Here is a 26,474-nt window from a genome sequence, read left to right on the forward strand (position 1 = left end):
CCCGCTGTGCCTGCCCCCCTGCAGGTTCACCCGGCGCGGGCCCTCCACCGGCCCCCCCCGCCCCCCCCCCCCCGCCCCCCGCCCCCGGGCCGGGGGGGGGCCCCCCCCCCCCGCCCCGGCCGGCTCCGGCGTGCCGCGGCTCCCGCGCGGACGGACGGCGGGGAGGCCGGAGGGGGCGGCGACGCGACGAAGGGCCGGGCGGGACCTGTCGGGGGTCTCGCCCGGCCCTTCGTCGCCGGCCGGTACGGCGCGGTCAGCCGAGCACGTCGGCCAGGGGGCGCCGGGGCAGCGGCCGCACGCAGGGCGGGTGGCCGAGGCGGAGGACCATCTGCGGGTACTGCCCGGCGGTGAGCGTCCGCCGGATCCGCCCGCGCAGGCTCGGCACCTCGAGGGGCTGGGTGTGGAAGGCCGCCATGACGCCGTGGGCGGCCGCCCGCAGCAGCATCCGCTCCAGTGCCTGGCCGGCCCGCAGCCAGGCGGCCGGGTCGTCGCGGCCGGTGCCGAGGAGCACCACCCGTCCGGTCCGGGCCGGCCACCGCCGGGGCGGCGTGGGGAACATGCCGGTCAGGCCCGCGTAGTCCCGTCCGGCGAGCGTGGTGCAGTCCGGGTGGAGGACGCCGACGTCGGCCGGGACGCCGTCGTCGCGGGGCTGTGCGAGCCGCCAGGTCCATCCGGCCTGCTCGGCCGCGAGCGTGGCGTCGGCGCGGTGGGCGTCCTCGCCGGCCCGCACCAGTTCCGCCAGCAGCCGGCGGTCCGCGCTGTCGTCGACGGCGTGCAGCTCGGCGCCCTCGCGACGGACCTCCTCGCACAGTTCCTCCAGGAGGCCCGGGGGCGGTGCCTGCGGCAGGAAGGGGCCGCGCGCGGTGTGCCGTCTGCCCAGGGCGGCGTACAGGCTCTGTTCCTCGGGGGTCGGGCGGGTGTGGGCACCCCAGGTGACCGTGGCGAGGTGGGCGAGGTCCTGCGGGTCCGGGAAGGTGTCGACGAGGGGCCGGAACCCCAGGTGCAGCATGGCGAGCCGGATGTTGAGCAGGGCCGCCCCGCAGCCGAGGACCAGTTCCCGTCCCAGGGGGTCGGCCAGGGGCAGTCCCCGCTCCGCGACCGCGTGCAGTTCGATGCCCCGGTCCCCGTGCGCGACGAAGCGCCAGGGCTGGGTGTTGTGGAGCGAGGGGGCGGTGACGGCCGCGCGGGCCAGATAGGCGGAGGCGTGACCGGGGCGCGTGCTGACGACGGACATGAGCGGTGCCACCCTTTCTTGAGCTTCCTGGTCCCAGGATCGCTCCGGTCGGCGGTCTCCCGGCAGGGGCCGCAGGTCCCCCGCGGCAGCCGGGCGACCCTGGCCGCGGCCGGTCCGGGGCGCGTCCCGGCCGGCCCTCCGTGCCGGGACGGCGGCGCCCCCGCGCCGTGGGCCCACCGGGCCCCTCCGGCGGTCCCGGTGCGGGCTCCGCCGGACGCGGTCAGCCGGGGAGGATCAGGCGGACGCGGTCAGCCGGGGAGGATCAGGCGGCTCGTCTCCCCCGGCTGGACGCTCACGGCCCGGTCGGCGAGCTGGATGTCGATGGGCGAGCGGTCCGACGGCGGCACCTCGATCTCCAGCTGTCCGCGCGACAGCCGCAGCCGTACGCCCCAGTGGCCCTGGTAGCGCAGCGCGAACCCGTACGAGGAGAGCTCCGGCAGCGGCACCGGGTCGAGCCACAGGGCCCCCTCGCGGGTCTCCAGTCCGGTCAGCCCGCGCTGCACCAGGTCGAGGGTGCCGGCCATGGCGCCCAGGTGGATGCCCTCACCGGTGGTGCCGCCCTGGACGTCCGCGATGTCGCCGCGCAGGGCCTCCTGGCAGAAGGTCCACGCCTCGGCGCGCCGGGCCCTGGCCAGGACCCAGCCGTGGACCAGTCCGCTGAGCGTGGAGCCGTGGCTGGTGCGTTCCAGGTAGTAGTCGACGGTGCGCAGCCAGGTGTCGTCGTCCAGGCGGTGTCCCAGACGCCGGAAGAGCGCCCGGAGTTCCGCCGGGGAGAACAGGTAGCCGAGCATCAGCACGTCGGCCTGCTTGGACGCCTTGTAGCGGTCGACGGTGTCGCCCTCCGCCTCCAGGATCCGGTCCAGGCGCCGGATGTCGTCGTACCGCCGCCGGTAGTCCTCCCAGTCGAGTTCGGCGAGGTCGCCGTAGCCCTCGAACTGGCTGACGACGCCGTCGTGGAAGGGCACGTACAGGGTGCGGGAGACGTCCTCCCACTGCTCCGTCTCGCCGCCGTCGAGGCCGGTGCGCTCGGCCAGTTCGCGCCGGCGCGGCTCGGGCAGGGCCTCGAGCACCTCCAGGGTGCGGGTGAGCACCCAGGCGGCCGTGACGTTGGTGTAGGCGTTGTCGTCGAGGCCGGGTTCCGGCGCGCCGGGGTACGCCTCGTGGTACTCGTCGGGCCCCATGACGCCCAGGATGCGGTGCCGTCCGAGGCGCTCGTCCCAGGTGGCCGAGTCCGCCCAGAAGCGGGCGATCTGCAGGAGCATCTCGGCTCCCTTGGTGTGCAGGAACTCGGTGTCCCCGCTGGCCTCGCAGTACTGCCACACGTTGTAGGCGATCGCCGAGCCGACGTGGTGCTGCAGGTGGGAGTGGTCGGGCAGCCAGCGCCCGGAACGGGGGTTGAGGTGCAGGCGCTGGGTCTCCTCGCGCCCGTCGCTGCCGCTCTGCCAGGGGTAGCGGGCGCCGCGCCGGCCGATCGCCCGCGCGGCCGAGCAGGCCTGCTCCAGACGGCGGTGGCGGTAGCGGAGCAGGGCGCGGGAGACCTCGGGGAAGTGGAGGTCGAGGTACGGCAGGACGAACAGTTCGTCCCAGAACACGTGCCCGCGGTACGCCTCGCCGTGCAGACCCCGGGCCGGAACCCCGACGTCGAGGTCCGCGGTGTGCGGGGACAGGGTCTGCAGCACGTGGAACAGGTGCAGCCGCAGGACGGCCCCCGGCTCGCCGGGGACGTCGACGTCGGCCCGGCGCCACAGCAGGTCCCAGGCCGTCAGGTGGGCCTCGAGCAGCTCGTCGAAACCGGGGGCCCGGCCCACGCGCGCGACCGCCGCCTCCAGGGGGTCGCTGATCGCGCGGTCGTGGGAGGTGTGCAGGGCGACGGTCTTGTCGACGGTGGCGGTCCTCCCGGCGGTCAGGCGCAGCACGGTCCCCTGGACCGCCCGCCGCGGCTCGTGCCGCGCGGCGACCGGGGCGCCGGCCGACGTGAGGCGGGCCGCCATGCCGATGCGGACGTCGGAGGTCCGGGTACGGCAGCGCAGCCACACCGTGTCCGCGGCACGGCCTCCGGTGTGCACGTGGGTGAGGTGGCGGCCGTCCAGATCGCGGTAGCGCCGCACCCCGGCGTTGGTGACGCCGCCGTCGAGCGCGGCCTCGACCTCCAGGTCGGCGGAGCCTTCCTCCAGGGTGAACTCTGTGCGCAGGACGGCGAGATGCGGGTCCGCCATGTGCACGATCCGCTGCTGGCGCACCGTCAGCGCGCGTCCGTCGCCGAGGGCGTACCGGGTGCGCCGCTCCAGCAGGCCCGAGGCGAGGTGGAGCAGGAGACGGTGGCCGAGCACCGGGGCCGTGTCCGGGGTGAGCCACTCTCCCCCGTCTCCCCCGTCTCCCCCGGCGAGCCGGAACCGCAGCGGGAGCCAGTTGGGGAGGTTGACCATGTCCTCGTTCTCGACGCGGCGGCCCGCGACCTCGGACGTCAGCCGGTCGTAGCAGCCCGCCGCGTAGGTGCCCGGATAGTGCACGCCGTCCGCGGCGCACTCCGGGAACGCGCCGCGCGTGGCGAAGTAGCCGTTGCCCAGCGTGCACAGCGACTCCCTGAGCGGCTCCTGCCCGGGGTCGTACCCCTGGTACTCCCACACCCCGTCCGGCACGGCGGCACCGGGTCCCCCGGCGGGACGGACGGGGTCGTCGGTGTCGTCGGTGCCGGGTGCGCCGCCCGCCGGTCCGCTCGCGGTGCCGGGCCGGCGGGACGGGCCCGTCCGTTCCGGTGACGGCGCCACGGTCTCCTCCGCCTCCTTCCCCTGGGCGGGACGGGAGCCCTCACACCCGCCGCGGTACGACCGTCACCGGGCACCGGGCGTGGTGCAGCAGTGTGTGGCTCACCCGGCCGAGCTGCAGGCCGACGTGGCCGGTCCTGCGCCGCGCGCCCACGACGACGAGGTCGGCGGCGGCCGAGCGGTCGACGAGCACCTTGGCGGCCGGCCCCTCCACCGTCGTGCGGCGCACCCGGACCGCCGGGTGCGCGGCCGTCGCCTCGCGGAGGATCTCGTCGAGCAGGGCCGAGGCGCGCTCCTCGTGCCCGCGGGCCCGGTCGTCGTCCGGCGCCGGGCGGTCGGCGCTCTCGTGCGCCGGGCAGCGCCAGGCGCGTACGACGTCCAGGGTGCAGGCCCGTGCCTCGGCCTCGCGGAAGGCGAGGCGCACCGCGTCACCGGCGGTGTCCGGGTCGCCGGCCCCGAGGAGGATCCGCTCGTGGGTGCCGGCCAGGGCGGCGGCGTCCCCGCGGACCACGGTCACCGGGCAGCGCGCGCGGGCGGCGACGGCCAGGCCGACCGAGCCGAGGAGCAGCCCCTTCAGCTCACCCCGGCCGCGCGAGCCGGTCACCAGGAGGGCGGCGTCGTCGCCCTCGTCCAGGAGGGCGTCCACGGGTTCGGTGGTGAGGACCGCGGTCGACACCTTGACGTCCGGGTCGCGCAGCCGGGCGCGTTCCGCCGCGGAGGCCACGATGTGCTCCGCGAGGACCTGCGCCGAGGGGCGTTCCTTCCCGTGGAACGCCATGGCTCCCTCGTAGCGTTCCCACCGGGAGGCGTGGACCAGTCGCAGCGGCAGACCCAGGCGGGCCGCCTCGTCCACGGCCCAGTCGACCGCAGCCAACCCGGGATCCGATCCGTCGACGCCCACGATCAGGGGCAGTTCCGTCATCGTGTTCACCGCCTTCCGTCGGGATGCGCCGCGCATGCGGCAGGAATCCTCTCTACCACCGTCGCACGCGGTGCGCCGCCTGGGCAGGGGCGAAGGGGTGGTCCGAAGGGCCGGTCGGCCCACCCGGTCGCCCCTGCCCCGGTCGCCCCCGCCCCGGTCGGCGTGGCCGGCGTGGACGGCCTCCGGCCGGCGGGGCGGCCGGAGGGACGCCGGCCACGGGGCCGGCCCGTCGACGGCGCCCGGGGTCCGCCGAGGGCAGCCGTGTGCCCGCCGCCGGCGGCGTCGGGGCCGCTCGGCCCCGCGTCGGGGCCGCTCGGACCCTGGAGGCCGTGCCTCCGCCGCGGGACGCTGGGGGCACAGGCTCCGGAGGGGGGCCCACGGTTCCTCCTCGCGGAGACGTCCCGACCGTTCGAGGAGAGGCAGCCATGAAGGCCACCAGGGTCGACACCCTCATGGTCCACGACGTCGTCACCGCCGAGCGCGGCACGCCGTTCAAGGAAGTGGTGCGCAGGCTCGACCGGCACCGCATCAGTGGGCTGCCGGTGACCGACCCGGAAGGGAAGGTCGTCGGTGTGGTCTCCGAGACGGATCTCCTGCTCCGGCAGGCGACCGCCGCGCCGGTCGGCGGCCGGGGTTCCTGGACGGAGCGGCTGCGCGGGCTGAGCCGGCGGGTGCGGCGCGACACGGCCAGGGCCCGCGCCGGCACGGCCGGCGAGGTCATGTCGGCTCCCGCGATCACGGTGCGCGCCGACGCCACCGTCACCGAGGCGGCCCGGCTCATGGCCGGACACGGCGTCGAGCGGCTGCCGGTGGTGGACGAGGAGGACCGGCTGGTCGGCATCGTCACCCGGCGCGAGCTGCTGCGGGTGTTCCTGCGTCCCGACGACGAGATCCGCCGGGCGGTGGAGCAGCGGGTCTTCGGCGACACGCTGTGGCTGGCGCCGCACACCGTCGAGGCCTCCGTCAGCAGCGGTGTGGTCACGCTCACCGGCCAGCTGGAACGGCGCAGCGACATCCGTGTCGCGGTGGACACGACGAGCCGCCTCGACGGTGTGGTCGCGGTCGTCGACCGCCTCTCGTACCGGTTCGACGACTCCCGTCTGCGGCCCGCCGACCAGGCGGCGCTGCGTGGCATCACGGACGACTGGGTGCGCCGGCTCTGAGCCCGCGCCCCGGCCGCCGCCGCGGGGGTGTCGGCCGCCCGGCCGACGGGCCCCCGCGGCGGTCCTCGGGGACGGGGCGCGGGCGGTCGTGGTTCCCCCGCTCCTGATCGGCGCCCTGTGCCGAACGGCCCGTCGGCCCGGCCCGGTGCGGGAGGGACCATCGGCGGCCCGGCGGGAACCACCCGGCCCACGCCGTGCGGCGGCCGCCGGGGCCACCGTGGTGGTACGAGAACTCTCCGGGAGGCTGTCATGACCGACATCGTCACCGCAGGAAGGATCGTGGTGGGCGTCGACGGGTCCGAGGCCTCGTCGTCGGCTCTGCGCTGGGCCGCGGGGCAGGCCCGGGTCCTGGGGGCCGAGGTGGTCGCCGTGCACGCCTGGGAGCCGTCGGCGCCCGGGTTCGCGCCGTACGCCCCGGTCGCGGCGCGTCCCACCGCCGCCGCCGAGCGGGACGCGGCCGCGCGACGGCTGGCGGACGCGCTGCGCGAGGTGCTCGGCCGGCGGTCCGACGTGACCGTGCACGCCGAACTGGTCGAGGGGCCCGCCGCGCGGGTGCTCCTGGACCGGGCCCGCGGCGCCGTCCTGCTGGCGCTGGGGCGCACGCCGCACGAGGAGGGCGAGGCCCCGGTGATGGGCGCGGTCGGCCGTGAGTGCCTGCGGCACGCACCCGTTCCGGTCGTCGCGGTGCCCGTGGTGCCCGCCCGGTCGTCGGCGCCGCTGAGGGTGGTCGGGGCGGGCCCGCGCGCGCGAACCCCCCGCGCTCCCGTCCACGCCGCGTCGGGGTGAGCGCCGTGACCGTCCTCGTCGGCCACGTGACCGCGGGCGGCTCCACCCGGGAGATCGCCGAACGGATCGCGTCCGGCCTGCGGCGGGCGGGAATCCCGGCGGAGGCCGGGTCCCTGGCCGAGGTCACCGACGCCGGCGCCCACCAGGCGTTCGTGCTGGGCAGCGCCGTGCACGGGCAGAACTGGCTCCCCCCGGCCGTGGACTTCCTCCGGGACAACCTCGACGTGCTGCGGGCGCGGCCGGTGTGGATCTTCAGCGTCGGCATGCCGGACGCGCTGCGCGGACCGCTGCGGCGCATGGGGCCCAGGGAAGTGCCGGTGATCGAGAAGGGGCTGCCGGCCGGTCTCGGGTACCGGGAGCACCGGCTGTTCTCCGGTGTCGTCACCGCGGACCGGCTGCCGCGTACGGGCCGGATCGTCTTCCGCCTGCTGGGCGGCCGGTACGGCGACCACCGCGACTGGGACGCCGTCGACGCGTGGACGGCGCGGATCGCCGCCGCGCTGCGCGCCGTGCCGCACGGTCCGCCGGCCGCCTGACCGGCGCCGCCGGGGTGCTCCGGGGCCGGGAGGGGCCCCGGAGCGCCTCTCCTTGCGGAGACCGGCCCTCCTGCCCGTACGGAGACGGTGCGGGCAGGAGGGCCGTCGGCCGCGCGGTCGACGACACGCGGTCAGCAGGTGACCCGTGCGCGGCGGGCCGCCCGCTCACCGGACGCCCGCTCACTGGTCGCCCCTTCGCGGGCCGTCCGTTCGCCGGTCGCCCGTTCCCGGTGCCGATCCGGCGGTGCCGGCGGCACGGCCGCCCGACGGCGTGCCCGGCGTGCGGCCGACGCCTCGGCCGCCGCGGCGATCGTGAACACCACCCCCGCCGAGGCGGCCGCCAACAGCGCGAGCCGCTTCCGGGGCCGCGGTGCGAGAACCGTGTCCATTCCTCCTCGCCCCTCCCCGTCCGTCGCCGTTCCTCCGTCTCCGGCCGACTCCCCCCGGTCCCTCGCCGCCTGGGCCGGCCGGCCCGGATGCCACCGGGAAACGGCCCTCGCCGTCCCGCCCGCCCGCCCGCCGGGGTGTCGTGCCCGGGTGTCATGCCGGGGTGTCCGTCCCTTGGGCCGAAGGGCCCTCATCGGGGTCGAGCGGCCCGTGGCCCGCGCGGGCCGACGGGGACAGTCTGGAATCAGCGGAACTGCCGTGGCGAGTCGGCGCCGGGCCCGCGCGTCCGGCACGACGCGGTCCGGCCCCGCCGCCGGCGCCACGAGCACGTTCCGTACGCCCCACACGTCGGCCGCCTGCGGCCGGAGGCAAGAAGGGAACCGGAATGACGACCTCCACCACTCTGGCCGCGGGACTTCCGATCCAGCACCGTGAACAACTGATGGGCCACGCCCGCGAGGTCTCCTTCGGCCTGGGGGACCGCCTCTTCGAGGAGGGACGGCACGCCGACCGCTTCTGGATCGTCAGGACCGGGACCGTCGCCCTCGACCTGCGGGTGCCCGGCCGTCGCCCCGCCGTCATCGAGTCGATCGGTCACGGCGAACTGGTCGGCTGGTCCTGGCACTTCCCGCCGTACGTGTGGCAGCTGGGCGCCGAGGCGACCAGTCCGGTGCGCGCGTGGGAGTTCGACGCGGAGGCCGTGCGGGCGATGTGCGCCGACGACCCGGAGTTCGGCCGCGCGGTCGCGCAGTGGGTCGGACGGGTCGTCGCCCGCCGGCTGCAGTCGGCCCGCGTCCGCCTGCTCGACCTGTACGCCCCCTACGGCAGCGGGAGCCGCTGAGGCCGGGGCGCCCCGTCGGCCGGCGGAGCCGCCCGGCCGTGCCCACCCGGTCGCCGCCACCGCCCCGCACGCCGGTCCGCCGGCGCCCCTCCCCCACCCCCCGTGCCTTCGACACCCCGCTCACGACACTCCGAGGAGCACACCATGCCCAGCAGTCCGCACATCGTCAGCGACGTCATGACGCACACGGTCGTGGCCGTGGGCCGCGACGCGCGCTTCAAGGACATCGTCCAGCTCATGGAGGAGTGGAAGGTCAGCGCCCTGCCGGTGCTGGAGGGCGAGGGCCGGGTCGTCGGGGTGGTGTCCGAGGCCGACCTGCTGCCGAAGGAGGAGTTCCGCGACGACGACCCCGACCGGTACACCCAGCGGAGCCGGCTGGCCGACCTCGCCAAGGCCGGCGCACTGACCGCCGGGGAACTGATGAGCACCCCGGCGGTGACCGTCCACGCCGACGCCACCCTCGCCCAGGCCGCCCGCATCATGGCCCAGCGCAAGGTCAAGCGGCTGCCCGTGGTCAGCGCCGAGGGTCTCCTCGACGGCCTGGTCAGCCGGGCGGACCTGCTGAAGGTCTTCCTGCGGACGGACGAGGACATCGCCGGGGAGGTCCGGCGGGAGGTCGTCTCCGTCCTCTTCCCCGCCCCGGCCGAACCCCTGGGCGTGGAGGTCCAGGACGGCGTGGTGACTCTGACCGGTCACCTCCGCGACACCTCCCTGGTCCCCGTCGCCGCCCGTCTGGTGCGCGCCGTCGAGGGCGTCGTCGACGTCGAGTGCGACTTCTCGAGCGGATTCCCGCGCGGCGTCCCGAACTGAGACGACCGAGCCGTCCGCTCCGACGACCACGCGTTCCCGGTGATGACGGTGGTGGGTCATGACGTCCTCCCCGTCGGTTCCCCCAGGCGACCGCGCCTTCGGTTCCGGCCGGCGACCGCGCGGCGGTTCACGGCCGATGCTCGTCCCCGGACCGGACCGGACCGGAGCGGGGGGCGGGGGCGGGGGCCGGGGAAACCCGGCGCCACGCCGTACGGCCCCTTCCCCCGTGGCCGTCCGGTCCCCCGCACGGCCGCGGGGGCGCCAAACGCTTCGGGAGCCGGGGCGGGCGCGTCGGGACGGACGGCGGGGGCGGGCCGGGAGCCGGCGGGTGACACGCGGAATCCGCGCGACCACCGGCGAGCCGGACCCGCCTCGCCCGCGGGTCCGGCTCGCCCCGGTAACCTCACCCCGGTCACATCCGCACGGCCACGGAGTCGTGCCGCTGTTCGCCGAGCACGACCTTGAGCGCACCGGTCTCGGCGGCGTTGCCGAAGACGTCGTACGCCTCCTGCATGCTGTCGAGCGGGAAGGTGTGCGTGACCAGCTGGGAGGTGGGCAGCCGGCCGGCGGCCGCCATCCGCAGCAGGGTGGGCGTGGAGCGGGTGTCGACCAGGCCGGTGGTGATGGTCACGTTCTTGATCCACAGCTCTTCCAGGTGCAGCGTCGCCGGCCTGCCGTGGACGCCGACGTTGGCGACCCGGCCGCCGGGCCGCACCATGCGGGCGCACATCTCGAAGGTCTCCGGCACGCCGACCGCCTCGATGACGACGTCGGCGCCCAGCCCGTCGGTGAGGTCGGCGACCAGCTGCTCGGGGGCCTCCCGGGCGTCCGCGACGGTCTCGGCCCCGAGTTTGCGGGCGGCCTCCAGGCGGGACGCCGCCACGTCCACGGCGACGATCCGCTCGGGCGAGAACAGCCGGGCGGTGGCGACGGCCGCCAGTCCGACGGGGCCGGCCCCCACGACGACGACGGTGTCCCCGGGACGGACGCGGCCGTTGAGCACGCCCACCTCGTAGGAGGTCGGGAAGATGTCGGCCAGCAGCACGGCGTCCTCGCTGGTCACCGCGCCCGGCAACGGGTGGACGGAGAGGTCGGCGTACGGGACGCGGACGTACTCGGCCTGGGTTCCGTCGATGAGGTGGCCGAGGATCCAGCCCCCGCCGCCGCGGCACTGGCCGTACATGGCCTCGCGGCAGTAACGGCACCGCCCGCAGGCGGTGATGCAGGAGACCAGGACCCGGTCCCCCGGCCGTACCGTCCGCACGTCGCCGCCGACCTCGACGACCTCGCCCACGGCCTCGTGCCCCAGTACCGTGCCGGGGCGCACCTCGGGCACGTCGCCCTTGAGGATGTGCAGGTCCGTGCCGCAGATGGTGACGGCGTCGACCCGGACGATGGCGTCGGTGGCCTCCCTGATGCCGGGGTCCGGCCTCTCCTCCCAGGCGGCCTGTCCGGGACCGTGGAATACGTAGCCTTTCATGCCGCACCTCTCGGGTTCTCGCTCCGGGGCGGGAGCCGGAACGCCGCGCTGCCGGCGGCGGGCGGAGCGTGGCTCCCGCGCACTGCGTCTGTCTCCCCCGACCCCTCCAGCGTGTCCCATGGCCGCGGAATCCGCTTGGGCCGGACGGCCCCGCGCGCGGAGCCGGCCGGAACGTCGGACGGGGGCGCCGCCCGCGGGCACCGTGCGGCACCGGGACCGACGGCCTCCCCGGCGTGGCCGCGGCAGGTCCGTTCGGCCCGGGGGAACCACCCTCTCGGCCCCTGCCCCGCGCCCGCCTCCGCTGCCACCGTCGAAGAGTGACGAGAACGGGCGAGGAGGTGTCGGCGATGCGCGGCAACAGGCGCGTGGGGATGCCGTGGCGCGGGCGGGACGATCCGCTGCGGCGCCGCGAGGACGTCGTCGAGTCCTGGATCATGCTGGTGCTGTGGGCGGTCGTGCTCGTCGGGGGCACCCTCGCCGGGTCGGTGACGGCCCACACCGCCGTCCAGGCCTCCGCCCGGGAGCGTGCCGAACGGCACCCCGTCACGGCCGTCGTGCTCGCCGACGTACCGCGTGCCACGACGGACACCGGGAACGTCCACCGGATGAGGACCGAGGTGCGCTGGACGGCTCCCGACGGCACCTCGCGGACCGGGCGGACGCTGGTGGACAGGGGCACCGGGGCCGGCGGGAGGATCACGGTCTGGCAGAACGACCGCGGCACGCTCACCCCGCGGCCGACGGGCGTCACCGAAGGCGTCGTCGAGGCGGCCTTCTTCGGTGCCGGCGCCATGACGGCCGTCGCCGGTGCCGCCCTCGGCGCCGGCGCTCTCGCACGGTGGCGGCTCGACCGGGACCGGATGGCCCGGTGGGCCGCGGAGTGGGAGCTGATCGGCCCGCGGTGGACCCAGCGGACCGGATGACCGGGGGCGGGCACCGCGCGGCTCCGCGCGGGCCTCTTCCCCCGGAAGGGACCGACCGGTCCCCGGGCCGGGGTGCCCGCCTCCGCGTGGCGCTCTCGCCCGCGTGCAGCGACGAAGACCGAGGCGGCCGACCGCCGCCGCACCCCAGGAGGTGGCGTATGCGCCACGACGACCGCGGAGACCCCGCGTCGCGGCCGGCCCGCACCCCGCGGGACCCGTACGGCACCGGCGTCGTGACGCCGGGGGAGCGGGTCGAGGTGCCCGCCGGACCGGTACGGCTGAACGGACGGCTCCGGCTTCCCGCCGCCCCCCGGGCGACGGTGGTCCTGGTGCGCGGCGCCGGCCGGCACGGCCCGCGGGAACAGCGCTTCGCCGACGCCCTGCGCGGACGGCACCTGGGCACCCTCCTGCTGGACCTGCTCGCCGAGGAGGAACGCACCCCGCACAACGTCCACGACGTCGTCCTGCTGGCCCGGCGGCTGCGCGCCGCCTCCCGGTGGCTGCGCCGCGAGATCCCCCTGCCGGTGGCCTACTTCGGCACGGGCACGGGTGCGGCCGCCGCTCTGACGGCCGCCGCGGGCGACGACGTCCGCGCGGTCGTCTCCCGCGGCGGCCGTCCGGACCTGGCCGGGCCGGCCGCGCTCGCCGCGCTCGCGGCCCCGACGCTCCTGGTCGTGGGCGGTCTCGACACGCGGGTGCTCGGCCGCAACCGGGTGGCGGCGGACTGGATGCGCTGCGAGCACCGCGTCGCCGTGGTCCCCGGTGCCACGCACGCCTTCACCGAACCGGGAGCCCTGAACACCACGACGGCGCTCGGCCTGGACTGGTTCACCGGCCGTCTGCTCCGGCCGGACCCCCGCGCCCCGCGCCCCGGCGCGGCGTGAGGGGCCGCCGGGCCCGCCGGCCGGTCCGACGCGCACGCCCGTCCGCCCGCACGCGCGCGTACCGGTGCGCCCGCGGTGCCCGTCACCGTGACGGGCACCGCGGGCGCACCGGCCCGCTCCCTACGGGTCACCGCGGTCGCGCAGGGCCGCCGCGACACCCTCCGCCCATGCCTCGATCGCGGCGAAGTCACGGAAGTCGCCGCCCTTCCCGGACCGGACGATCATGCGGGCGACGCGTCCCTCGGCCCCCTCCTCCAGCCGTCCGCCGAAGGTGACGTGCCCGTCGACGTCGAGCCTGTCCATGGCGCGCCGGACGCCGCGCACGGGCGGGATGTCCCGCTCGGAGGCCGAGGGGTCCAGCGGTCCGCTGCTGAAGAACCACACCGGGCGCCCGGTCAGTGCCCGGCGGTGGCGTCGTACGAAGCGACGGGCGTCCTTGTGCCAGCGGCCGGCGTACAGTCCGCCGCCGACCACCACGGCGTCGTAGGGCGCCACGTCCGTCACGGACCCGGCGGGCAGGGCCTCGGCCGCGAGTCCGTCCTTGCGAAGGGTCTCCGCGACCGCCTGAGCGATCTGCGCCGTCGAGCCGTTCTTCGTCGCGTAGGCGACCAGCACGTTGTCCGGCATGGTGATCCGCCTCCTCTCCGGTGCGTCCCCGCGACGCGTCCTTCGGGCACACCCCCCGGGTACGTCCCTCAGCCGCGTCGCGGCCGTGCGTCGGCCACGCCGTGCGGACCCCGGGCGTCGGACCGGGGCCGTGTGTCGTCCCTGCGGTGGGTGAGTCTGTCGACCACACCGACCACGCCGTCCGTCCGCCGGGCCATGGCCACGGCGATCTCCGTCTCGCTCCTGCGCTCCATGCGGCCGTCCAGGGTGACCACGCCCTCCGTGACGAAGACGTCGACGCTCCTGGGCGCCGACCGCAGCGCCTTCACCAGTATCTCCTCGATCACCTCCCGACGGATATCGGCGTCCGACCGCAGGAAGACCCTCATCAGGTCGTGCCGGGTGACGATGCCGGCCAGCCGGCCCTCGGCGTCGAGCACCGGCAGCCGCTCCACGCGCCGCCGGGCCATGGTGCGGGCGGCCTGGACGACGGTGTCGTCGGCGTGCGCGGTGACGGCCGGCGCGGTCATGAGCTGTCCGGCGGTCCGGGCCCTCGCCCGCACCGCCCGCCGCCTGGCACCGGGCGTGAGCGCGGGGAGTCCGGCGCGCCGGGCGGCCCGGCGGAGGACGGGTGTCCGCCCCTGGCGCGTCATCAGGTCCGACGCGGAGACGACACCGATGACGTGGTCGTGCTCGTCGACCACCGGCAGCCCGTCGATGCGGTGCTCGGCGAGCAGCCGCGCGACGGCCTTGAAGGGGGTGCCGTACTCGGCTCGGACGACGTCGGTGGTCATCACCGAAGCGACCTGGGCGTTTCGCATGGTCCTGCCTCCTCAGCGGAGCCTGCGCAGAAAGGGGTCGTGGGTCCGGCGCGGCAGCAGCCGGACCCGCGCGTCGAGCACGGAGACCGGGCCGGGTCCCGCGAGGACCGGGTCGAGGTGGGCCTCGGCGAGTTGCGGCAGGTCGCCCGCCAGCCGGGAGAGCCGCGCCAGCAGCTGCCGCAGTCCCCCGAGGTCGACGGGGCCGTCGCCGTGCGCGCCGAGCAGGAGCGGGGCGCAGCGCGGGGACGTGATCAGGTCGTGCACGTCGTGGTCGGTGAGCGGGGCGAGCCGGGCGGCCCGGTCGGGCGGCACCTCGGCGGCGGTGCCGCCCGGTCCGAACAGGACGAGCGGCCCGAAGACGTCGTCCTGGACGACGCCGGCGTACAGTTCGGTGCCGCGCTCGGCGAGGGGTTGCACGACGACGCCGGTCATCGGTCCGGCGAAGCGCGCCTCCAGGTCGCGGAAGGCGGCCCGCACCTGGTCCTCGCCCCGTGGGTCGAGGTGGACCGTCCGTCGTCCGCTCCTGCGGGCCGTTCCGGGCCAGTGGGCCTTCATGACGACCCGGCCGTCGCGGCCGCGCAGCCGGCCGGCGGCGAGCACGGCGTCGTCCTCCGTCTCGGCCCAGGCCCAGGACGTCAGGGGGATGCCGTAGCAGGACAGGAGGTCGGCACGGGTGCGGGGGTCGAGCAGGCCGCCGTCCGGGTGGACGGCGAGGTGGGCCGCGGCGATCTCGTGGGCGCGTTCGGTGTCGATCCCGTCGGGGTCCACGAGGGTGCCCTCCGGCCGGCGCAGCCAGGCCGCGCGCCGGGCGGCGTGGGCCAGCGCGCGCGCCGCCGCCCGGGGTTCCGCGTACGAGGGGACGCCGGCGTCGCCGGCGGGCAGCAGGGTGACGGGCACCGCCTGGTCCAGGCGCACGACGGCGACCGGCCGCGTCCGCCGGCCCGGTCCCCGGGTGACGGCGCGCAGCAGTTCGTCGCCGGTGGTCTCGGTGGCCGCGGTGGGGACGAGGGCCACCAGCAGGGCGTCGATCGCCGGGTCCCGCACGAGCCGTTCCAGGCAGGCGCGCAGTTCGGCCTCGGTGACGGCCGCGGTGGTGTCCACCGGGTTGCCGGCGGTGGCTCCGGCGGGCAGGACGGCGTGCAGGTCGTCGACGAGTCGCGGACCGAACCGGGCCAGGACGAGTCCTGCCTCGGCGCAGGCGTCGGCGGTCAGGACGCCCACTCCGCCGGCGTTGGTGAGGACGGCGACGCGGGTGCCGGCGGGCAGCGGCTGGGTGTGGAACAGGGCGGCGGTCTCGAGGAGTTCGCCGATCGAGTGCGTGGCGGTGACGCCCGCCCGGGTGAAGAGGGCCCGGCGGGTCAGGGTGCGGCCGGCCGCGGCGGCGGTGTGCGGGGCGGCGGCCCTGCGGCCGGCCTCGGTACGGCCGGCGTCGACGGTCAGCACCGGCATGCGGCGCGTGACGCGCCGCGCGGTACGGGAGAAGGCGCGCGGGTTGCCGAAGGACTCCAGGTGCAGCACGGCGAGGTCGGTGCGGCCGTCGCTCTCCCACCACTGGAGCATGTCGTTGCCGCTGACGTCGTACTTGTCGCCGAGCGAGGCGAAGGTGGAGACGCCGATGCCCAGCCGCGACAGGCCTTCCAGCAGCGCGATGCCGACGCCTCCCGACTGCACGGCGAGACCGGCGGTCCCCGGCAGCGGACGGCCGGCGGCGAAGGTGGCGTCCAGGCACAGGCGCGGCTCGGTGTTGGAGACGCCGAGGGAGTCGGGGCCCACCACCCTCATGCCGTGGGTGCGGCAGACCGCCGGCAGGGCGCGGGCCCGGTCCTCGTCCAGCCCCGGCGTGACGACGACCAGGGCCCGTACGCCGGCCCTGCCGCACTGTTCCGCCACGGTGGGCACCGAGGCGGCGGGCCCGGCGATCACCACGAGGTCGGGTGTCGTGGGCAAGGAGTCGACGGAAGGGTACGAGGGCACGCCGAGCAGTGAGGTGGCGCCGGGGTCGACCGCGAACAGGCGCCCCGTGAAACCGCCCACGTGGAGGTGGTGCAGCAGGGCCCGCCCCACGGAGCCGGGGACGCTTCCGGCGCCGACGACGGCGACGGCGTTGGGCCGCAGCAGCGGCTCCAGGCCGGCGACGCCGGCGACCCGGTCCCGCGCCTCGACGGCCGACAGGTGGGCGTCGTCCTCGTCCAGGGCGACGGTGCAGCGGACGTCCGGTCCTTGCTGACGGCGGTCGACGCGCAGGCCGAGGTCGGCGAAGAGGCGCAGGACCTCCCGGTCCTCGCCGAGCGCGTCCGCCGTGAAGGCGGTGATGCCGTCCGAGCGGGCCGCCGACACGAGGTGCTCGACGAGGAGGGTGCCCACGCCCCGGTGGTGGAGGCCCGCGGCGACGGCGACGAAGAGGTCCGCGGCGCCGGCCGCGCCGTCGGCCGCGTACCGCGCGAGGCCGAGGACGTTGCCCCGCGCCTCGGCCAGCAGGGCGCGGTGGCCGGGCCGTGCGGGGGCGCAGGCCCGGTCGGCGGCCGTCGCGGCGTACCGGTCGTCGTCCCCGCGGGCCCCGCGGCGCGGGTTCCGCGGGAACACCTCCTGGTGGAGCCCCTCCAGCTGGTCGTGGTCGCCCGGCAGCACGGGACGGACGCGCACGGTGGTGCCGTCCGCGAGCAGGGCGTGGACTCCTGGCCGGCTGAGCAGGTCGTCCGTCATCGGGGCTCCTTCGGGGGCTTCGTCGCTACGTCGATCGTCGGGCGGCGCACGGGGGAGGCCCAGGGGCTGTCGGGGGCCGGTCGGGGGGCCGGTCGGTCCCCTTCGCCTTCGCCGCCGCCCGGGGAACCGGTGGGCCGGGGAGGCGGGCGGCCGACGGGCCGGGAGCCGGGCCGCTCCGGGCGACGGGCGTCCCAAGGGGGCCGGCTCCCCGGAGGCGGCCGGGTTCCTCAGTCGTGCGGGACGACCGCGACGGGAGCGGTGCAGTGGTGCAGCACCGCGTGGGTGACGTGGCCGATGTGCGTGCCGGGTCCGCGGCGGATCCGGCGGCCCACCACGACCAGCCGGGCGTCGCGGGACGCCTCGACCAGCTGTGCGGCCGGGCTGCCGTACCGGGACTCGGCCACGATCTCCAGCTCGGGGAACTTCTCCCGCCAGGGGTGGAGCATCTCGGTCAGCGCGGTGGACTCGTACCGGTCGAGCATCTCGTGGAAGCCGGGGTCCACCGACAGCGCGTAGGCGTAGGCGGGCCGCGGGCTCCAGCCGTGGACGACGCGTACGGGGGCACCGCGGCGGGCCGCCTCGGTCAGGGCGAACCCGATCAGCTCCTCGCTCGGCCGGCCGGTGTCCAGGCCCAGCACGACGGGCCCGTGCGCGTCGCCCGCGCCGCGCTCGTCGGCGTGTTCGGCAGCGGGTCCGGGGGTGGGCGCGGTGGCGGGTGAGGGGGCGGCCGCGTCGGCGCGGACCAGGACCACCGGCTGTTCGGCGTGGGCCACGACGGAGAGGCCGACCGACCCGACCAGGAAGCCGCCGAGCCCGCTCATCCCGCGCGAGCCGAGGACCAGCGGTTCCGCGTCGGCGGCCACCTGGCGCAGCGCCTCGGCCGGCCCGCCGGAGAGCTGCTCGGTGCGGACCTCGAGACCGGGGTGCCGCAGCCGGAGCTCCCCTGCGGCCTCGCGCAGGATCCTCCCGGCCCAGTGCGGTCCGGTCTCGGTGGCGGGCAGGACGGCCCGCGCCATGGGCTCCGGAAGGGGCTCCCAGACCTGGACGAGCCGGAGCGGCAGGGCGCGCAGCCGCGCCTCCCCTGCCGCCCACTCGGCGGCGGCCCGGCTCTCGCGGGAGCCGTCGAGACCTACGGTGACGGTACGGGACATGGTGTGCGTCTCCTGGATGAGGGGCCGGTCCGGCCGGTTGTGGACACCGCTCACTCTGCTGTGCCGGGCCGTCCCCCACCGAGTGCCGAAGGGCCGCGGCCGAAGGGCTGAACGTCCCCCGGTCAAGGGCCCGTTCGGCGGCGGGCGTACGGCGGGGGCGGGCGCGGTCCGGTGCGCCGCGGCCGGCCGGCGGAAAGGGCCGTCCGGAACCGGGCGGGGCCACCCGGCCCCTGGCCGACGCGTTCCTCCGCCGTCACGCTGAGCCAGGACGACGACCGGCACCGCCTCCGGCGCGTGCGGGCCGGAAAGGAGTTCCGATGAGCACGACGACTCTCGATGTTCCCGTCCTGGAGAGGCTGGTCACCGCCGCCGCGGCGGCGCCCTCCGTCCACAACACCCAGCCCTGGCGCTTCCGGTACGTCCCGGAGACCGGGACGGTGGAGATCCTGGCCGCCACGGAACGGGGACTGCGCCATCTCGACCCCACGGGCCGCGCCCTGCACCTCTCGGTGGGCTGCGCCGTCCTCAACCTGCGGGTGGCGGCCGCCCGTCACGGCCACGAACCCGTCACGCGCCTGCTGCCCCGGCCCGATCGGCCGGACCTCCTCGCCACCGTACGCCTCGCCCGGTCGGCCCGCGGTACCCGGACACCCGGCCTGTACGACGCCGTGTGGCGCCGGCACAGCAGCCGGTTCCCGTTCTCCGACCGGCCCCTGCCGGGGTACCTCCTCGCCGGGCTCGCCGAGGCGGCCCGGACGGAGGGGGCCTTCCTGCGCTTCCCCGGGTCGCAGGAGACCGGCCACGTCCTGCGGCTCACGCGGGAGGCGGAGCGCCGCAACACGGCGGACGCCGACCGGGCGGCCGAGAGCCGGCACTGGGTCCGCGGCGCGGAACCCTCGGCGGTGGGCATGCGGGAGGGGGTCCTGGGCTTCCAGGACTTCCTCGACCAGGTGCCGATGCGGGACTTCGGCGCCCACCGGCACCCGGCCGTCCTCGCGGCCCGCCCGTACGAGACGCACCCGCGGATCGCCCTGCTGTCCACGGCGCACGACCGGCGTGCGGACTGGCTGCGCGCCGGCCAGGCCCTGGAGCACGTCCTGCTGTCGGCCACCGCCCACGGCGCCCGGGCCTCGTTGCTGCACCAGGCCCTGGAATGGCCGGACCTGCGCGCGCGGTTGGGGTCGCTCGGCGACGAGCGGCGCGGCCACGCGCAGATGGTGATCCGGCTCGGATACGGTCCCGACGGACCGGCGTCGCCGCGCCGTACGGCGGGGGAGGTCATGGACGACGCGCACGGGACGCCGTCGTGATCCGCCGGGTCGGCGGGGACGGGCCGCCGGGGCCGTGAAGGGAGGCCGGGAGAACGCCGGGGCGGTGCGCGGGGCCGGCGCGCGGAGCGGGAGGCCGACACTCGGCGGCACTCGGAGGAGGAGGCCGGCGGAACCGCCCTCACGGCGGGGAGGGGCGGCGGGGGCTCCCGTCCCCCGCGCCGACGACGCGGCGGGCCGGCCCGGAACGTCCGTCCGGGCCGGCCCGCCGTCGGGTCGTGGTCAGCCGGCCGCCGGCTTCCGCGGCTCCCGCACCGGGGCGTGCCACACGATCTCGGTGCCGCCGCCCTCCCGGTCGGCGTGCTCCATGTCCCCGCCGAGCTTCCTGGCCCGTTCCGCCATGTTGGTCAGACCGCTGCGGCGGCCTTCCGCCGGTATGCCCGCACCGTTGTCGGTGACCGTGAGGCGGACCTCGTTGCCGTCGGTCTCCAGCACGACCTCGGCGCGGTCGGCGCCGGAGTGCCGGGCGATGTTGGTCAGGGACTCGGACAGGACGGCCACGATGTGGTCGGCGGTGTCCTTGGGCACGTGGGTGTCGAGCAGTCCCTCCATGCGGACGCCGGGGGCGAAACCGAGGACGGGCGCGGCCTCCCCGACCACGCGGACCGCCCGGGCCCGCAGGCCGGGTGCCGCCTCGTCGCCGCGGGTGCGCAGACCGAAGATCGTCGACCGGATGATCTTGATGGTCTCGTCGAGGTCGTCCACCGCCCTCAGCACCCGCTCGGAGGCGCCCGGGTGCTCGATGAAGCGGCCCGCGCTCTGCAGCGTCATACCGGTGGCGAACAGCCGCTGGATGGCCAGGTCGTGAAGGTCCCGGGCGATCCGGTCGCGGTCCTCGAGCAGCACGATCTGCTCGGCGTCCTGACGGCGCTCGGCCAGCTCCATGGCGACGGCGGCCTGGGCGGCGAAGACCCGCAGCGGCGCCATCTCCTTCTCGCTGAACTCGTTGCCGCCCGTCTCCCGGACCAGCAGCACCACACCGCGGGCGCTCTCGCCGGAGCCGATGGGGACGGCCACGGCCGGCCCCAGCCCCGTGAACCGCGGGGGCTCCGCCGGCGTGCGGTCGTCGCGGGCGATGTCCGCGCTGGTCACCGGTGCGTCCTGGGCGAAGGCCTCGCCGATGAGGCTGCCCTGCCGGGGCAGCACCAGGCCCCGGTGCACCTCCGCCTCCAGGCCGATGGCCAGTTCCACGGCGAGGGAGTCGGTGCCCTGCATCGGGATCGCCAGCACGGCGAGCGCCGCACCGGTGATCTCCCGCGCCTGTTCGGCGATGAGCCCGAGGACGTCGCCCTGCTCGCCGCCCGACATCAGCCGGTGGGTGATCTCGGCGTTGGCCTGGAGCCAGCGCTCGCGCAGCCGGGACTCCTCGTACAGCCGGGCGTTGTCGATGGCGACGCCCGCCGCGACGGCCAGCGTCGACAGCACCGCCTCGTCCTCCTCGTCGAACTGCAGCCCGCCGCGTTTCTCGGTCAGGTACAGGTTGCCGAAGACCTGTTCGCGCACCCGGATGGGGACGCCGAGGAAGGAGTTCATCGGCGGGTGGTTCGCCGGAAAGCCGTACGACGCGGAATGTTCGGAGAGTTTCGCGAGGCGCAGGGGCTCGGGGTGGCGGATCAGCTCCCCGAGGATGCCGTGGCCCTCCGGGTAGTGGCCGATGCGCGCGATCTGTTCCTCGTCGACCCCGACCGTGTGGAACGCCGACAACCGGCGCCCGTCCGGGCCGATCACGCCCAGTGCGGCGTACTCGGCGTCGACGAGGGCCGCGGCGGCCTCGACGATGCTGTGCAGCGCCTGCTCGAGGTCCAGTTCCCGGCCCACCGAGAGCACCGCCTCCAGCAGGCTGTGGACGCGGTCCCGGGTTCCGCGGGCCGCGTCCAGACGGGCCTGCAACTCCTCCAGGAGCTCGTCCAGCCGCAGCTGGGGCAGCCTCATCCGGGCCTGCTCCCCCTCGGGGCTTCCCACCCGTGCTCCTCCCGTCCTCCGCCGGTGGCGGCGGTGTCACCGCTTCGCCTCGCCCACCACGGTAGTGGTCGGCGCCAGAGGAGGATACGGGATCGTTTCGTCGTGGTGGGAGGCCTGCCGAGGCGGTCCTCAACCGCGGGGCAGACGGGCGGCGACGTACTCGGTGAGGTCGAGCAGACGGTTGGTGTAGCCCCACTCGTTGTCGTACCAGCCGAAGACCTTCACCAGGTCGCCGTGGGCCTGGGTCAGCGGGGCGTCCAGGACGCAGGAGGCCGGGTCGCCGACGACGTCGCGGGAGACGATCGGGGCGTCGGAGACCCTCAGGACGCCCTTGAGCGGTCCGTCGGCGGCCTCCCGGTAGGCGGCGTTGACCTCCTCCGCGGTCACGGGACGTTCGAGGACCATGGTCAGGTCGGTGAGGGAGCCGTCCTCGACCGGGACGCGCACGGCGCTGCCGTCGAGGGTGCCGGCCAGCTCGGGCAGGACCAGGCCGACGGCGCGGGCGGCCCCGGTGCTGGTGGGGATGATGTTCACGGCGGCGCTGCGGCCGCGGCGCAGGTCCTTGTGCGGGCCGTCGAGGACCACCTGGTCGTTGGTGTAGCCGTGGATGGTGGTCATCAGCCCCTTGACGACGCCGAAGTGCTCGTCGAGCACCTTCGCCATCGGGGCCACGCAGTTGGTGGTGCACGAGGCGTTGGAGACCACGTGGTGGCGTGCAGCGTCGTACGTGCCCTCGTTGACGCCCATGACGACGGTGGCGTCGACGTCCTTGCCCGGCACGGACAGCAGCACCTTGCGCGCGCCGGCCGCCAGGTGCCGGCCCGCCTGCTCGCGGGTGCGGAAGCGGCCGGTCGACTCGATGACGACGTCGACACCGAGGTCGCCCCAGGCGAGGGCGGCCGGGTCGCGCTCGGCGCTCACGGCCACGCGGTGGCCGTCGACGGTCAGCGAGGCGTCGTCGTGCTCGACGGGCCGGCCCAGGCGGCCGTACGTCGAGTCGTACGTCAGCAGGTGGGCGAGCGCCGCCGGCGAGGTCACGTCGTTGACGGCCACCACCTCCACGGGCGTGCCGCTGCCCGCCTCGGCGCGTTCCAGCACGCACCGCAGGTAGTTGCGTCCGATGCGGCCGAAACCGTTGATCCCCACGCGTACGGTCATGTCCGTCGTCCTCCCCGATGGGTCGTCCCCGTCCGGTGCTCCCCGGACGCCGTGCCAGCCTCCCGTCGGCGGGCGGGGCGGGTCTTGGGCCGTAGGGGGAGCGGCGGCGGGCCGTTCGGCCCTGCCGCGGGCGGGCCGGACGCCCGGCCGGGCCGTCCGGTGCCGGGACGATGGGGCCGGTCGGCCCGTGCCGGGGACCTGCGGCCCCTGCTCCCGTCGGCCGCCGCCGCGCATGCTGGGGACAGGAGCCCAGTCCAGGAGGCAGAACACCATGGTCCGCACTGTTGTCGCGGGTATCGACGGATCGGCCGAGAGCCGCGCCGCCGCCGAATGGGCGGCACGGGAGGCCGGGTTGCGCGGCCTGCCGCTGACGCTCGTCCACGTGTGGCAGCCGGTTCCCGAGCCGATGGCCCAGGCGCCGCTGCTCGGCGCCGAGACGCAGACCCACTGGAGCGAGCGCATCCCGCGGGAGACGGCCGAGGGGCTGCGGGTGCGCCACCCCGGAGTCGAGATCACGCAGCGGCAGACGACCGGCACGCCGGCCGACGTGCTGGCGGACGCCGCGAAGGACGCCGAGCTGCTCGTCCTCGGCTCCCGTGCCCTCGGCGGGCTCGGCGGCTTCCTGGTCGGCTCGGTGGGCCTGGCGGCCGTCGCGCGCACCGACGTCCCGGTGGTGCTCGTCCGGGCCGGGGAGCGGGCCGCCGACGAGCACGCCGTCGGCCCGGACGGCGCTCCGTCCGCGGCGGCCCCGCACCGGCCGGTGGTGCTCGGCCTGGACGTGGCCGAGCCCGACGACGCCGTCCTCGACTTCGCCTTCGAGGAGGCCGGCCGCCGCGGCACCGCCCTGCACGTGGTGCACGCGTGGACGCTGGCGCCGTACTACGTCTACAGCCTGCCCGCCGCGCCCGAGATGGGTGCCGAGCTCGGCCGGCAGGAGGCCGCCGCGCTGGCCGAGGTGCTGCGCCCCTGGCGCACGAAGCACCCCGACGTCGAGGTCGTCGAGATCTCCCGGCCGGGCAGCGCGGCCGACCGCGTGCTGGACGCCGCCCGCGAGGCCTCCCTCGTCGTCGTGGGCCGCCGGATCCGCCGCAACCCGCTGGGCGCCCACATCGGCCCGGTCACCCACGCCGTCCTGCACCACTCCACGGCCCCCGTCGCCGTCGTCGCGCACTCCTGACGCCACACGGCCCACGCCGGCGCCGACGGCCCACGCCGGCACCCGGCGGACAGCACAGACAGCACAGACAGCACAGAGGAGAAGAAGCCATGAAGGCAGCGGTCGTCCGAGCGTTCGGTGAGCCCCTGGTCATCGAGGAGCGTCCGGACCCCGAGCCCGGTCCGGGCCAGGTCCGGGTCCGGGTGGAGGCGTCCGGGCTGTGCCACACCGACATCCACGCCGCGCACGGCGACTGGCCGGTCAAGCCCGAGCCGCCGTTCGTGCCCGGTCACGAGGGCGTCGGCCTGGTCGAGAAGCTCGGCGAGGGCGTCACCCATCTCTCCGTCGGGCAGCGGGTCGCCGTGCCCTGGCTGGGCAAGGCCTGCGGACGGTGCGAGCACTGCCTGTCCGGCTGGGAGACCCTGTGCGAGCAGCAGGTCAACACCGGCTACGGCTGCGACGGCGGGTACGCCGAGAAGATGCTGGCCTGGGCCGACTTCGCCCAGCCGGTGCCCGAGGGCATCACCGCCCTGGAGGCCGCGCCGCTGACCTGCGCGGGCGTGACCACCTACAAGGCGCTCAAGGTCGCCGACGTCAGGCCCGCCCAGCTCGTCGCCGTCTCCGGCGTCGGCGGGCTCGGCCACCTCGCCGTGCAGTACGCCAAGATCGCCGGTGCCACCGTCGCCGCGATCGACGTCACCGACGACAAGCTCCAGCTGGCCAGGGACCTCGGCGCGGACATCGTCATCGACGCCCGGACGGAGAACGTCGGCGAGGTGCTCAAGCGGCACGGCGGCGCCCACGCGGCCATCGCGCTCGCGGTGAACGACGCGGCCTTCGAAGCCGTCAACGCCGGGCTGCGGCGCGGCGGCAAGCTGGTCATGGTGGCCCTGCCGGCCCACGGCACGGTCCGCGTGCCGATCTTCGACACCGTCCTCAACGGCACCTCGGTGATCGGCTCCATCGTCGGCACCCGCCAGGACCTCGCCGAGGTCTTCCGGCTGCACGCCGCCGGACGCACCGAGGTCATCTACGAGACCCGCCCCCTCGCCTCCGTCAACGACTCCATCGCCGAGGTGCTGCGCGGCCAGGTCAAGGCCCGCATCGTCTTCGACCTCGGCGCGGGTGGGTGACGACGGCACCGAGCCCGCGGCCGCGGGGCCCCCGCGGCGGGGGGGGGGGGGGGGGCGGCGCCGGGGGGGCGGGGGGGGGCCGGCGGCCGCGGTGGGGGGGGCCGGCGGCCCGCGGGGGGGGTGCAGCGCGGGGGGCGCGGGGGCGGGCCCCCCCCCCCCGCCCCGCCCCGGGGGGGGCGCCCCGGGGGGGGGGGCCCCCCCCCCCCCGGGGGGGGGGGCGCCGCCCCCCCCCCCCCCCGCCCCCCGCGGCCGCGTCAGGCCGCGTCAGGCCGCGTCAGGCCTCGTCGTGCCGGGCGAACCGGAGCGAGAGGGAGCGCAGCACGTCGGCGGTCGAGGTGTCGGGACGGCCCTCGTCGTGCACCTCGCCGAGGTGCACGAAGGCGTAGGAGAAGCAGTTGGCCAGCGTCAGGATGGCGGGCCCGAGCGCCGCCGTGACGATCTCCATGGTCTCCTGCGCGGTCGCGTCCCTCGGGAGGCTGACCTGCGGCAGCGTCTCCGCCAGGAGCGCGGAGACGGCCCCGGTGAGGGCGACGTCGGCGTCGGGGTTCTCGCGGACCTGCCGCTTCATCTCGATGGCCTCGGTGAGGATGCCGATGACACGCTGCATGATCTCGGATTGCTGCATGCGGGGAGCCTACGGCCGACGGACCCGGTGGTGCGATCGATCCGCGCGCCCGGCCGCGGACCGGCCTCTCGGCCCGGCCGCTGGGCCAAGTCGCCCGGCACGTACGGCGATCGCCCCGGTCGCCCGGCATGCGATCGTCGGGCGGGGCACGCTCCGCGCGTGACCGCTGCCCGTGCGCCGCCGCGTCCCGGGGACCCGCGAGACGTCGGGGCCACCGGCCGTCCGCCGGGATCGGCGGACGGGCCACGGGCGCCGTCAGCCTCTCGCACACCCGTGGCGGCCGGCCCGCGGCCTCGGGGTGGTCCGCCGGGGGTTCGCGCGGGACCCGGGGCTCCGCCGCCGCTGCCGGCGGGAGGTCACCACCGCGCGCCGGATGCGGGGCCACCCCGTGGTTCCGGCCGTCGGCCACGAGCCCACGGACGCGCCCCGGCCCACGTGCCCCGGCTGCCGCCGGACGAGCCCCTGACCGCGTACGGGCCCGGCCCCCCCTGCCGCGCCGTCCTCGGCGGGCACCCGCCCGTCGACCGCGTCGACGACCCCGCGGGGAGCGGGCGCGGTCCGGGCGACTCGCGCGGGCACGAATACCCGGGCCGGCCGGCGCGTCGGCGCAGTATCTATCGGGTACGCGTGCGGCCCCGTCGTCCAGGGGCCGCCTCACCATCAGCCATCAGCAGAGAGGCCACCATGCCCGCCGAACTGTCCGACAGCCTCAGGGCCCTCCTCGACTCGCCCGTCTTCATCACCGTCGCCACGATCCAGCCCGACGGCAGCCCGCAGGTGTCGCCGGTGTGGGTGAAGCGGGACGGTGACGACGTGCTGTTCTCCACCACCGTCGACCGCCGGAAGTACAAGAACCTCGTGCGCGACCCCCGGGTCACCTTCGTCGTGCAGCCCGCCGAGTCGCCGTACACGTACGCCGAGGTCCGCGGCACCGCCGAGACGACCACCGAAGGCGCCCGCGAACTGATCGACGAGCTGTCGGTCAAGTACACCGGCAAGCAGTACGCGGACTTCAACCCGGCCTCGGCCGACGACGCCGACCGCGTCGTCGTGAGGATCAGGGCGCGCAAGGTGGTGGGGGGCCTCTGAGGCTCCCGGGG

General features: G+C 76.5%; 22 protein-coding genes. 11 read left to right on the forward strand and 11 right to left on the reverse strand.

Features of this window, described 5'->3' with window-relative positions:
• Positions 1 to 253: 253 nt before the first annotated feature.
• The 3 genes from ACZ5FU_RS25265 to ACZ5FU_RS25275 all read right to left on the reverse strand — a co-directional run bounded on the left by ACZ5FU_RS25265 (position 254) and on the right by ACZ5FU_RS25275 (position 4,921).
• Positions 254 to 1,234 (reverse strand): Acg family FMN-binding oxidoreductase, encoded by a 981-nt coding sequence (locus ACZ5FU_RS25265; RefSeq protein ID WP_451531103.1) that lies wholly within the window; start codon positions 1,232 to 1,234, stop codon positions 254 to 256.
• A gap of 248 nt (positions 1,235 to 1,482) precedes the next feature.
• Positions 1,483 to 3,873, reverse strand: a complete 2,391-nt coding sequence (locus ACZ5FU_RS25270; RefSeq protein WP_469046720.1) for a glycoside hydrolase family 65 protein — start codon at positions 3,871 to 3,873, stop codon at positions 1,483 to 1,485.
• Positions 3,874 to 4,042: 169 nt separating this feature from the next.
• A complete protein-coding gene (locus tag ACZ5FU_RS25275; protein ID WP_451531104.1) occupies positions 4,043 to 4,921 on the reverse strand; it encodes a universal stress protein in 879 nt (292 codons plus the stop codon).
• A 425-nt stretch (positions 4,922 to 5,346) separates the two neighbouring features.
• Between ACZ5FU_RS25275 and ACZ5FU_RS25280 the strand changes: the two genes are divergently transcribed.
• From ACZ5FU_RS25280 to ACZ5FU_RS25300, 5 genes are all read left to right on the forward strand, one after another.
• Positions 5,347 to 6,084, forward strand: a complete 738-nt coding sequence (locus ACZ5FU_RS25280; protein ID WP_469046677.1) for a CBS domain-containing protein — start codon at positions 5,347 to 5,349, stop codon at positions 6,082 to 6,084.
• A gap of 249 nt (positions 6,085 to 6,333) precedes the next feature.
• Positions 6,334 to 6,870 carry a universal stress protein gene (locus tag ACZ5FU_RS25285; protein ID WP_451531106.1) on the forward strand — a complete coding sequence of 179 codons (537 nt, stop codon included), beginning with the start codon at positions 6,334 to 6,336 and terminating at the stop codon, positions 6,868 to 6,870.
• A gap of 5 nt (positions 6,871 to 6,875) precedes the next feature.
• Positions 6,876 to 7,406, forward strand: coding sequence for a flavodoxin domain-containing protein (locus ACZ5FU_RS25290; RefSeq protein WP_451531107.1), 531 nt, complete (start codon positions 6,876 to 6,878; stop codon positions 7,404 to 7,406).
• 772 nt (positions 7,407 to 8,178) lie between these two features.
• Positions 8,179 to 8,634: a cyclic nucleotide-binding domain-containing protein gene (locus ACZ5FU_RS25295; RefSeq protein WP_468647002.1), complete on the forward strand. Its 456-nt coding sequence runs from the start codon at positions 8,179 to 8,181 to the stop codon at positions 8,632 to 8,634.
• Positions 8,635 to 8,778: 144 nt separating this feature from the next.
• Entirely contained in the window at positions 8,779 to 9,444 is a 666-nt protein-coding gene (locus ACZ5FU_RS25300; RefSeq protein WP_451531109.1) for a CBS domain-containing protein, read from the forward strand.
• A 412-nt stretch (positions 9,445 to 9,856) separates the two neighbouring features.
• On the opposite strand, the gene ACZ5FU_RS25305 is transcribed toward ACZ5FU_RS25300, so the two are convergent.
• Positions 9,857 to 10,924 carry a zinc-dependent alcohol dehydrogenase family protein gene (locus ACZ5FU_RS25305; protein ID WP_469046679.1) on the reverse strand — a complete coding sequence of 356 codons (1,068 nt, stop codon included), beginning with the start codon at positions 10,922 to 10,924 and terminating at the stop codon, positions 9,857 to 9,859.
• A gap of 317 nt (positions 10,925 to 11,241) precedes the next feature.
• Here ACZ5FU_RS25305 and ACZ5FU_RS25310 point away from each other — a divergent pair, with 317 nt between their 5' ends.
• On the forward strand, positions 11,242 to 11,847 hold the full coding sequence (locus ACZ5FU_RS25310) for an Rv1733c family protein (protein ID WP_469046681.1): 606 nt from the start codon (positions 11,242 to 11,244) through the stop codon (positions 11,845 to 11,847).
• A 158-nt stretch (positions 11,848 to 12,005) separates the two neighbouring features.
• Entirely contained in the window at positions 12,006 to 12,731 is a 726-nt protein-coding gene (locus ACZ5FU_RS25315; RefSeq protein WP_451531112.1) for a dienelactone hydrolase family protein, read from the forward strand.
• A gap of 120 nt (positions 12,732 to 12,851) precedes the next feature.
• On the opposite strand, the gene ACZ5FU_RS25320 is transcribed toward ACZ5FU_RS25315, so the two are convergent.
• From ACZ5FU_RS25320 to ACZ5FU_RS25335, 4 genes are all read right to left on the reverse strand, one after another.
• Entirely contained in the window at positions 12,852 to 13,358 is a 507-nt protein-coding gene (locus ACZ5FU_RS25320) for a flavodoxin domain-containing protein (RefSeq protein WP_468839005.1), read from the reverse strand.
• A gap of 68 nt (positions 13,359 to 13,426) precedes the next feature.
• Positions 13,427 to 14,158 carry a CBS domain-containing protein gene (locus ACZ5FU_RS25325; RefSeq protein WP_468839008.1) on the reverse strand — a complete coding sequence of 244 codons (732 nt, stop codon included), beginning with the start codon at positions 14,156 to 14,158 and terminating at the stop codon, positions 13,427 to 13,429.
• A gap of 12 nt (positions 14,159 to 14,170) precedes the next feature.
• Positions 14,171 to 16,861, reverse strand: coding sequence for a bifunctional acetate--CoA ligase family protein/GNAT family N-acetyltransferase (locus tag ACZ5FU_RS25330; protein ID WP_469046683.1), 2,691 nt, complete (start codon positions 16,859 to 16,861; stop codon positions 14,171 to 14,173).
• Between the two features lie 227 nt (positions 16,862 to 17,088).
• A complete protein-coding gene (locus tag ACZ5FU_RS25335) occupies positions 17,089 to 18,012 on the reverse strand; it encodes a universal stress protein (protein WP_468647013.1) in 924 nt (307 codons plus the stop codon).
• A 317-nt stretch (positions 18,013 to 18,329) separates the two neighbouring features.
• Here ACZ5FU_RS25335 and ACZ5FU_RS25340 point away from each other — a divergent pair, with 317 nt between their 5' ends.
• Entirely contained in the window at positions 18,330 to 19,322 is a 993-nt protein-coding gene (locus ACZ5FU_RS25340) for an Acg family FMN-binding oxidoreductase (protein ID WP_468839015.1), read from the forward strand.
• Positions 19,323 to 19,562: 240 nt separating this feature from the next.
• Here ACZ5FU_RS25340 and ACZ5FU_RS25345 read toward each other — a convergent pair whose 3' ends face one another.
• Both ACZ5FU_RS25345 and gap read right to left on the reverse strand, forming a co-directional pair.
• Positions 19,563 to 21,272: a sensor histidine kinase gene (locus ACZ5FU_RS25345; RefSeq protein ID WP_451531373.1), complete on the reverse strand. Its 1,710-nt coding sequence runs from the start codon at positions 21,270 to 21,272 to the stop codon at positions 19,563 to 19,565.
• Between the two features lie 159 nt (positions 21,273 to 21,431).
• Complete coding sequence (gene gap, locus ACZ5FU_RS25350; RefSeq protein WP_451531370.1) at positions 21,432 to 22,460, reverse strand: type I glyceraldehyde-3-phosphate dehydrogenase; 1,029 nt, start codon at positions 22,458 to 22,460, stop codon at positions 21,432 to 21,434.
• A 271-nt stretch (positions 22,461 to 22,731) separates the two neighbouring features.
• Here gap and ACZ5FU_RS25355 point away from each other — a divergent pair, with 271 nt between their 5' ends.
• Entirely contained in the window at positions 22,732 to 23,637 is a 906-nt protein-coding gene (locus ACZ5FU_RS25355) for a universal stress protein (RefSeq protein ID WP_468839018.1), read from the forward strand.
• Positions 23,638 to 23,726: 89 nt separating this feature from the next.
• Entirely contained in the window at positions 23,727 to 24,749 is a 1,023-nt protein-coding gene (locus ACZ5FU_RS25360) for a zinc-dependent alcohol dehydrogenase (RefSeq protein ID WP_451531372.1), read from the forward strand.
• A 274-nt stretch (positions 24,750 to 25,023) separates the two neighbouring features.
• Here ACZ5FU_RS25360 and ACZ5FU_RS25365 read toward each other — a convergent pair whose 3' ends face one another.
• Positions 25,024 to 25,374 carry a hypothetical protein gene (locus ACZ5FU_RS25365; RefSeq protein ID WP_468646719.1) on the reverse strand — a complete coding sequence of 117 codons (351 nt, stop codon included), beginning with the start codon at positions 25,372 to 25,374 and terminating at the stop codon, positions 25,024 to 25,026.
• A gap of 684 nt (positions 25,375 to 26,058) precedes the next feature.
• Between ACZ5FU_RS25365 and ACZ5FU_RS25370 the strand changes: the two genes are divergently transcribed.
• Complete coding sequence (locus ACZ5FU_RS25370; protein ID WP_451530633.1) at positions 26,059 to 26,463, forward strand: PPOX class F420-dependent oxidoreductase; 405 nt, start codon at positions 26,059 to 26,061, stop codon at positions 26,461 to 26,463.
• Positions 26,464 to 26,474 lie beyond the last annotated feature (11 nt).

The sequence above is a fragment of the Streptomyces sp. NPDC031554 genome (assembly GCF_055580685.1).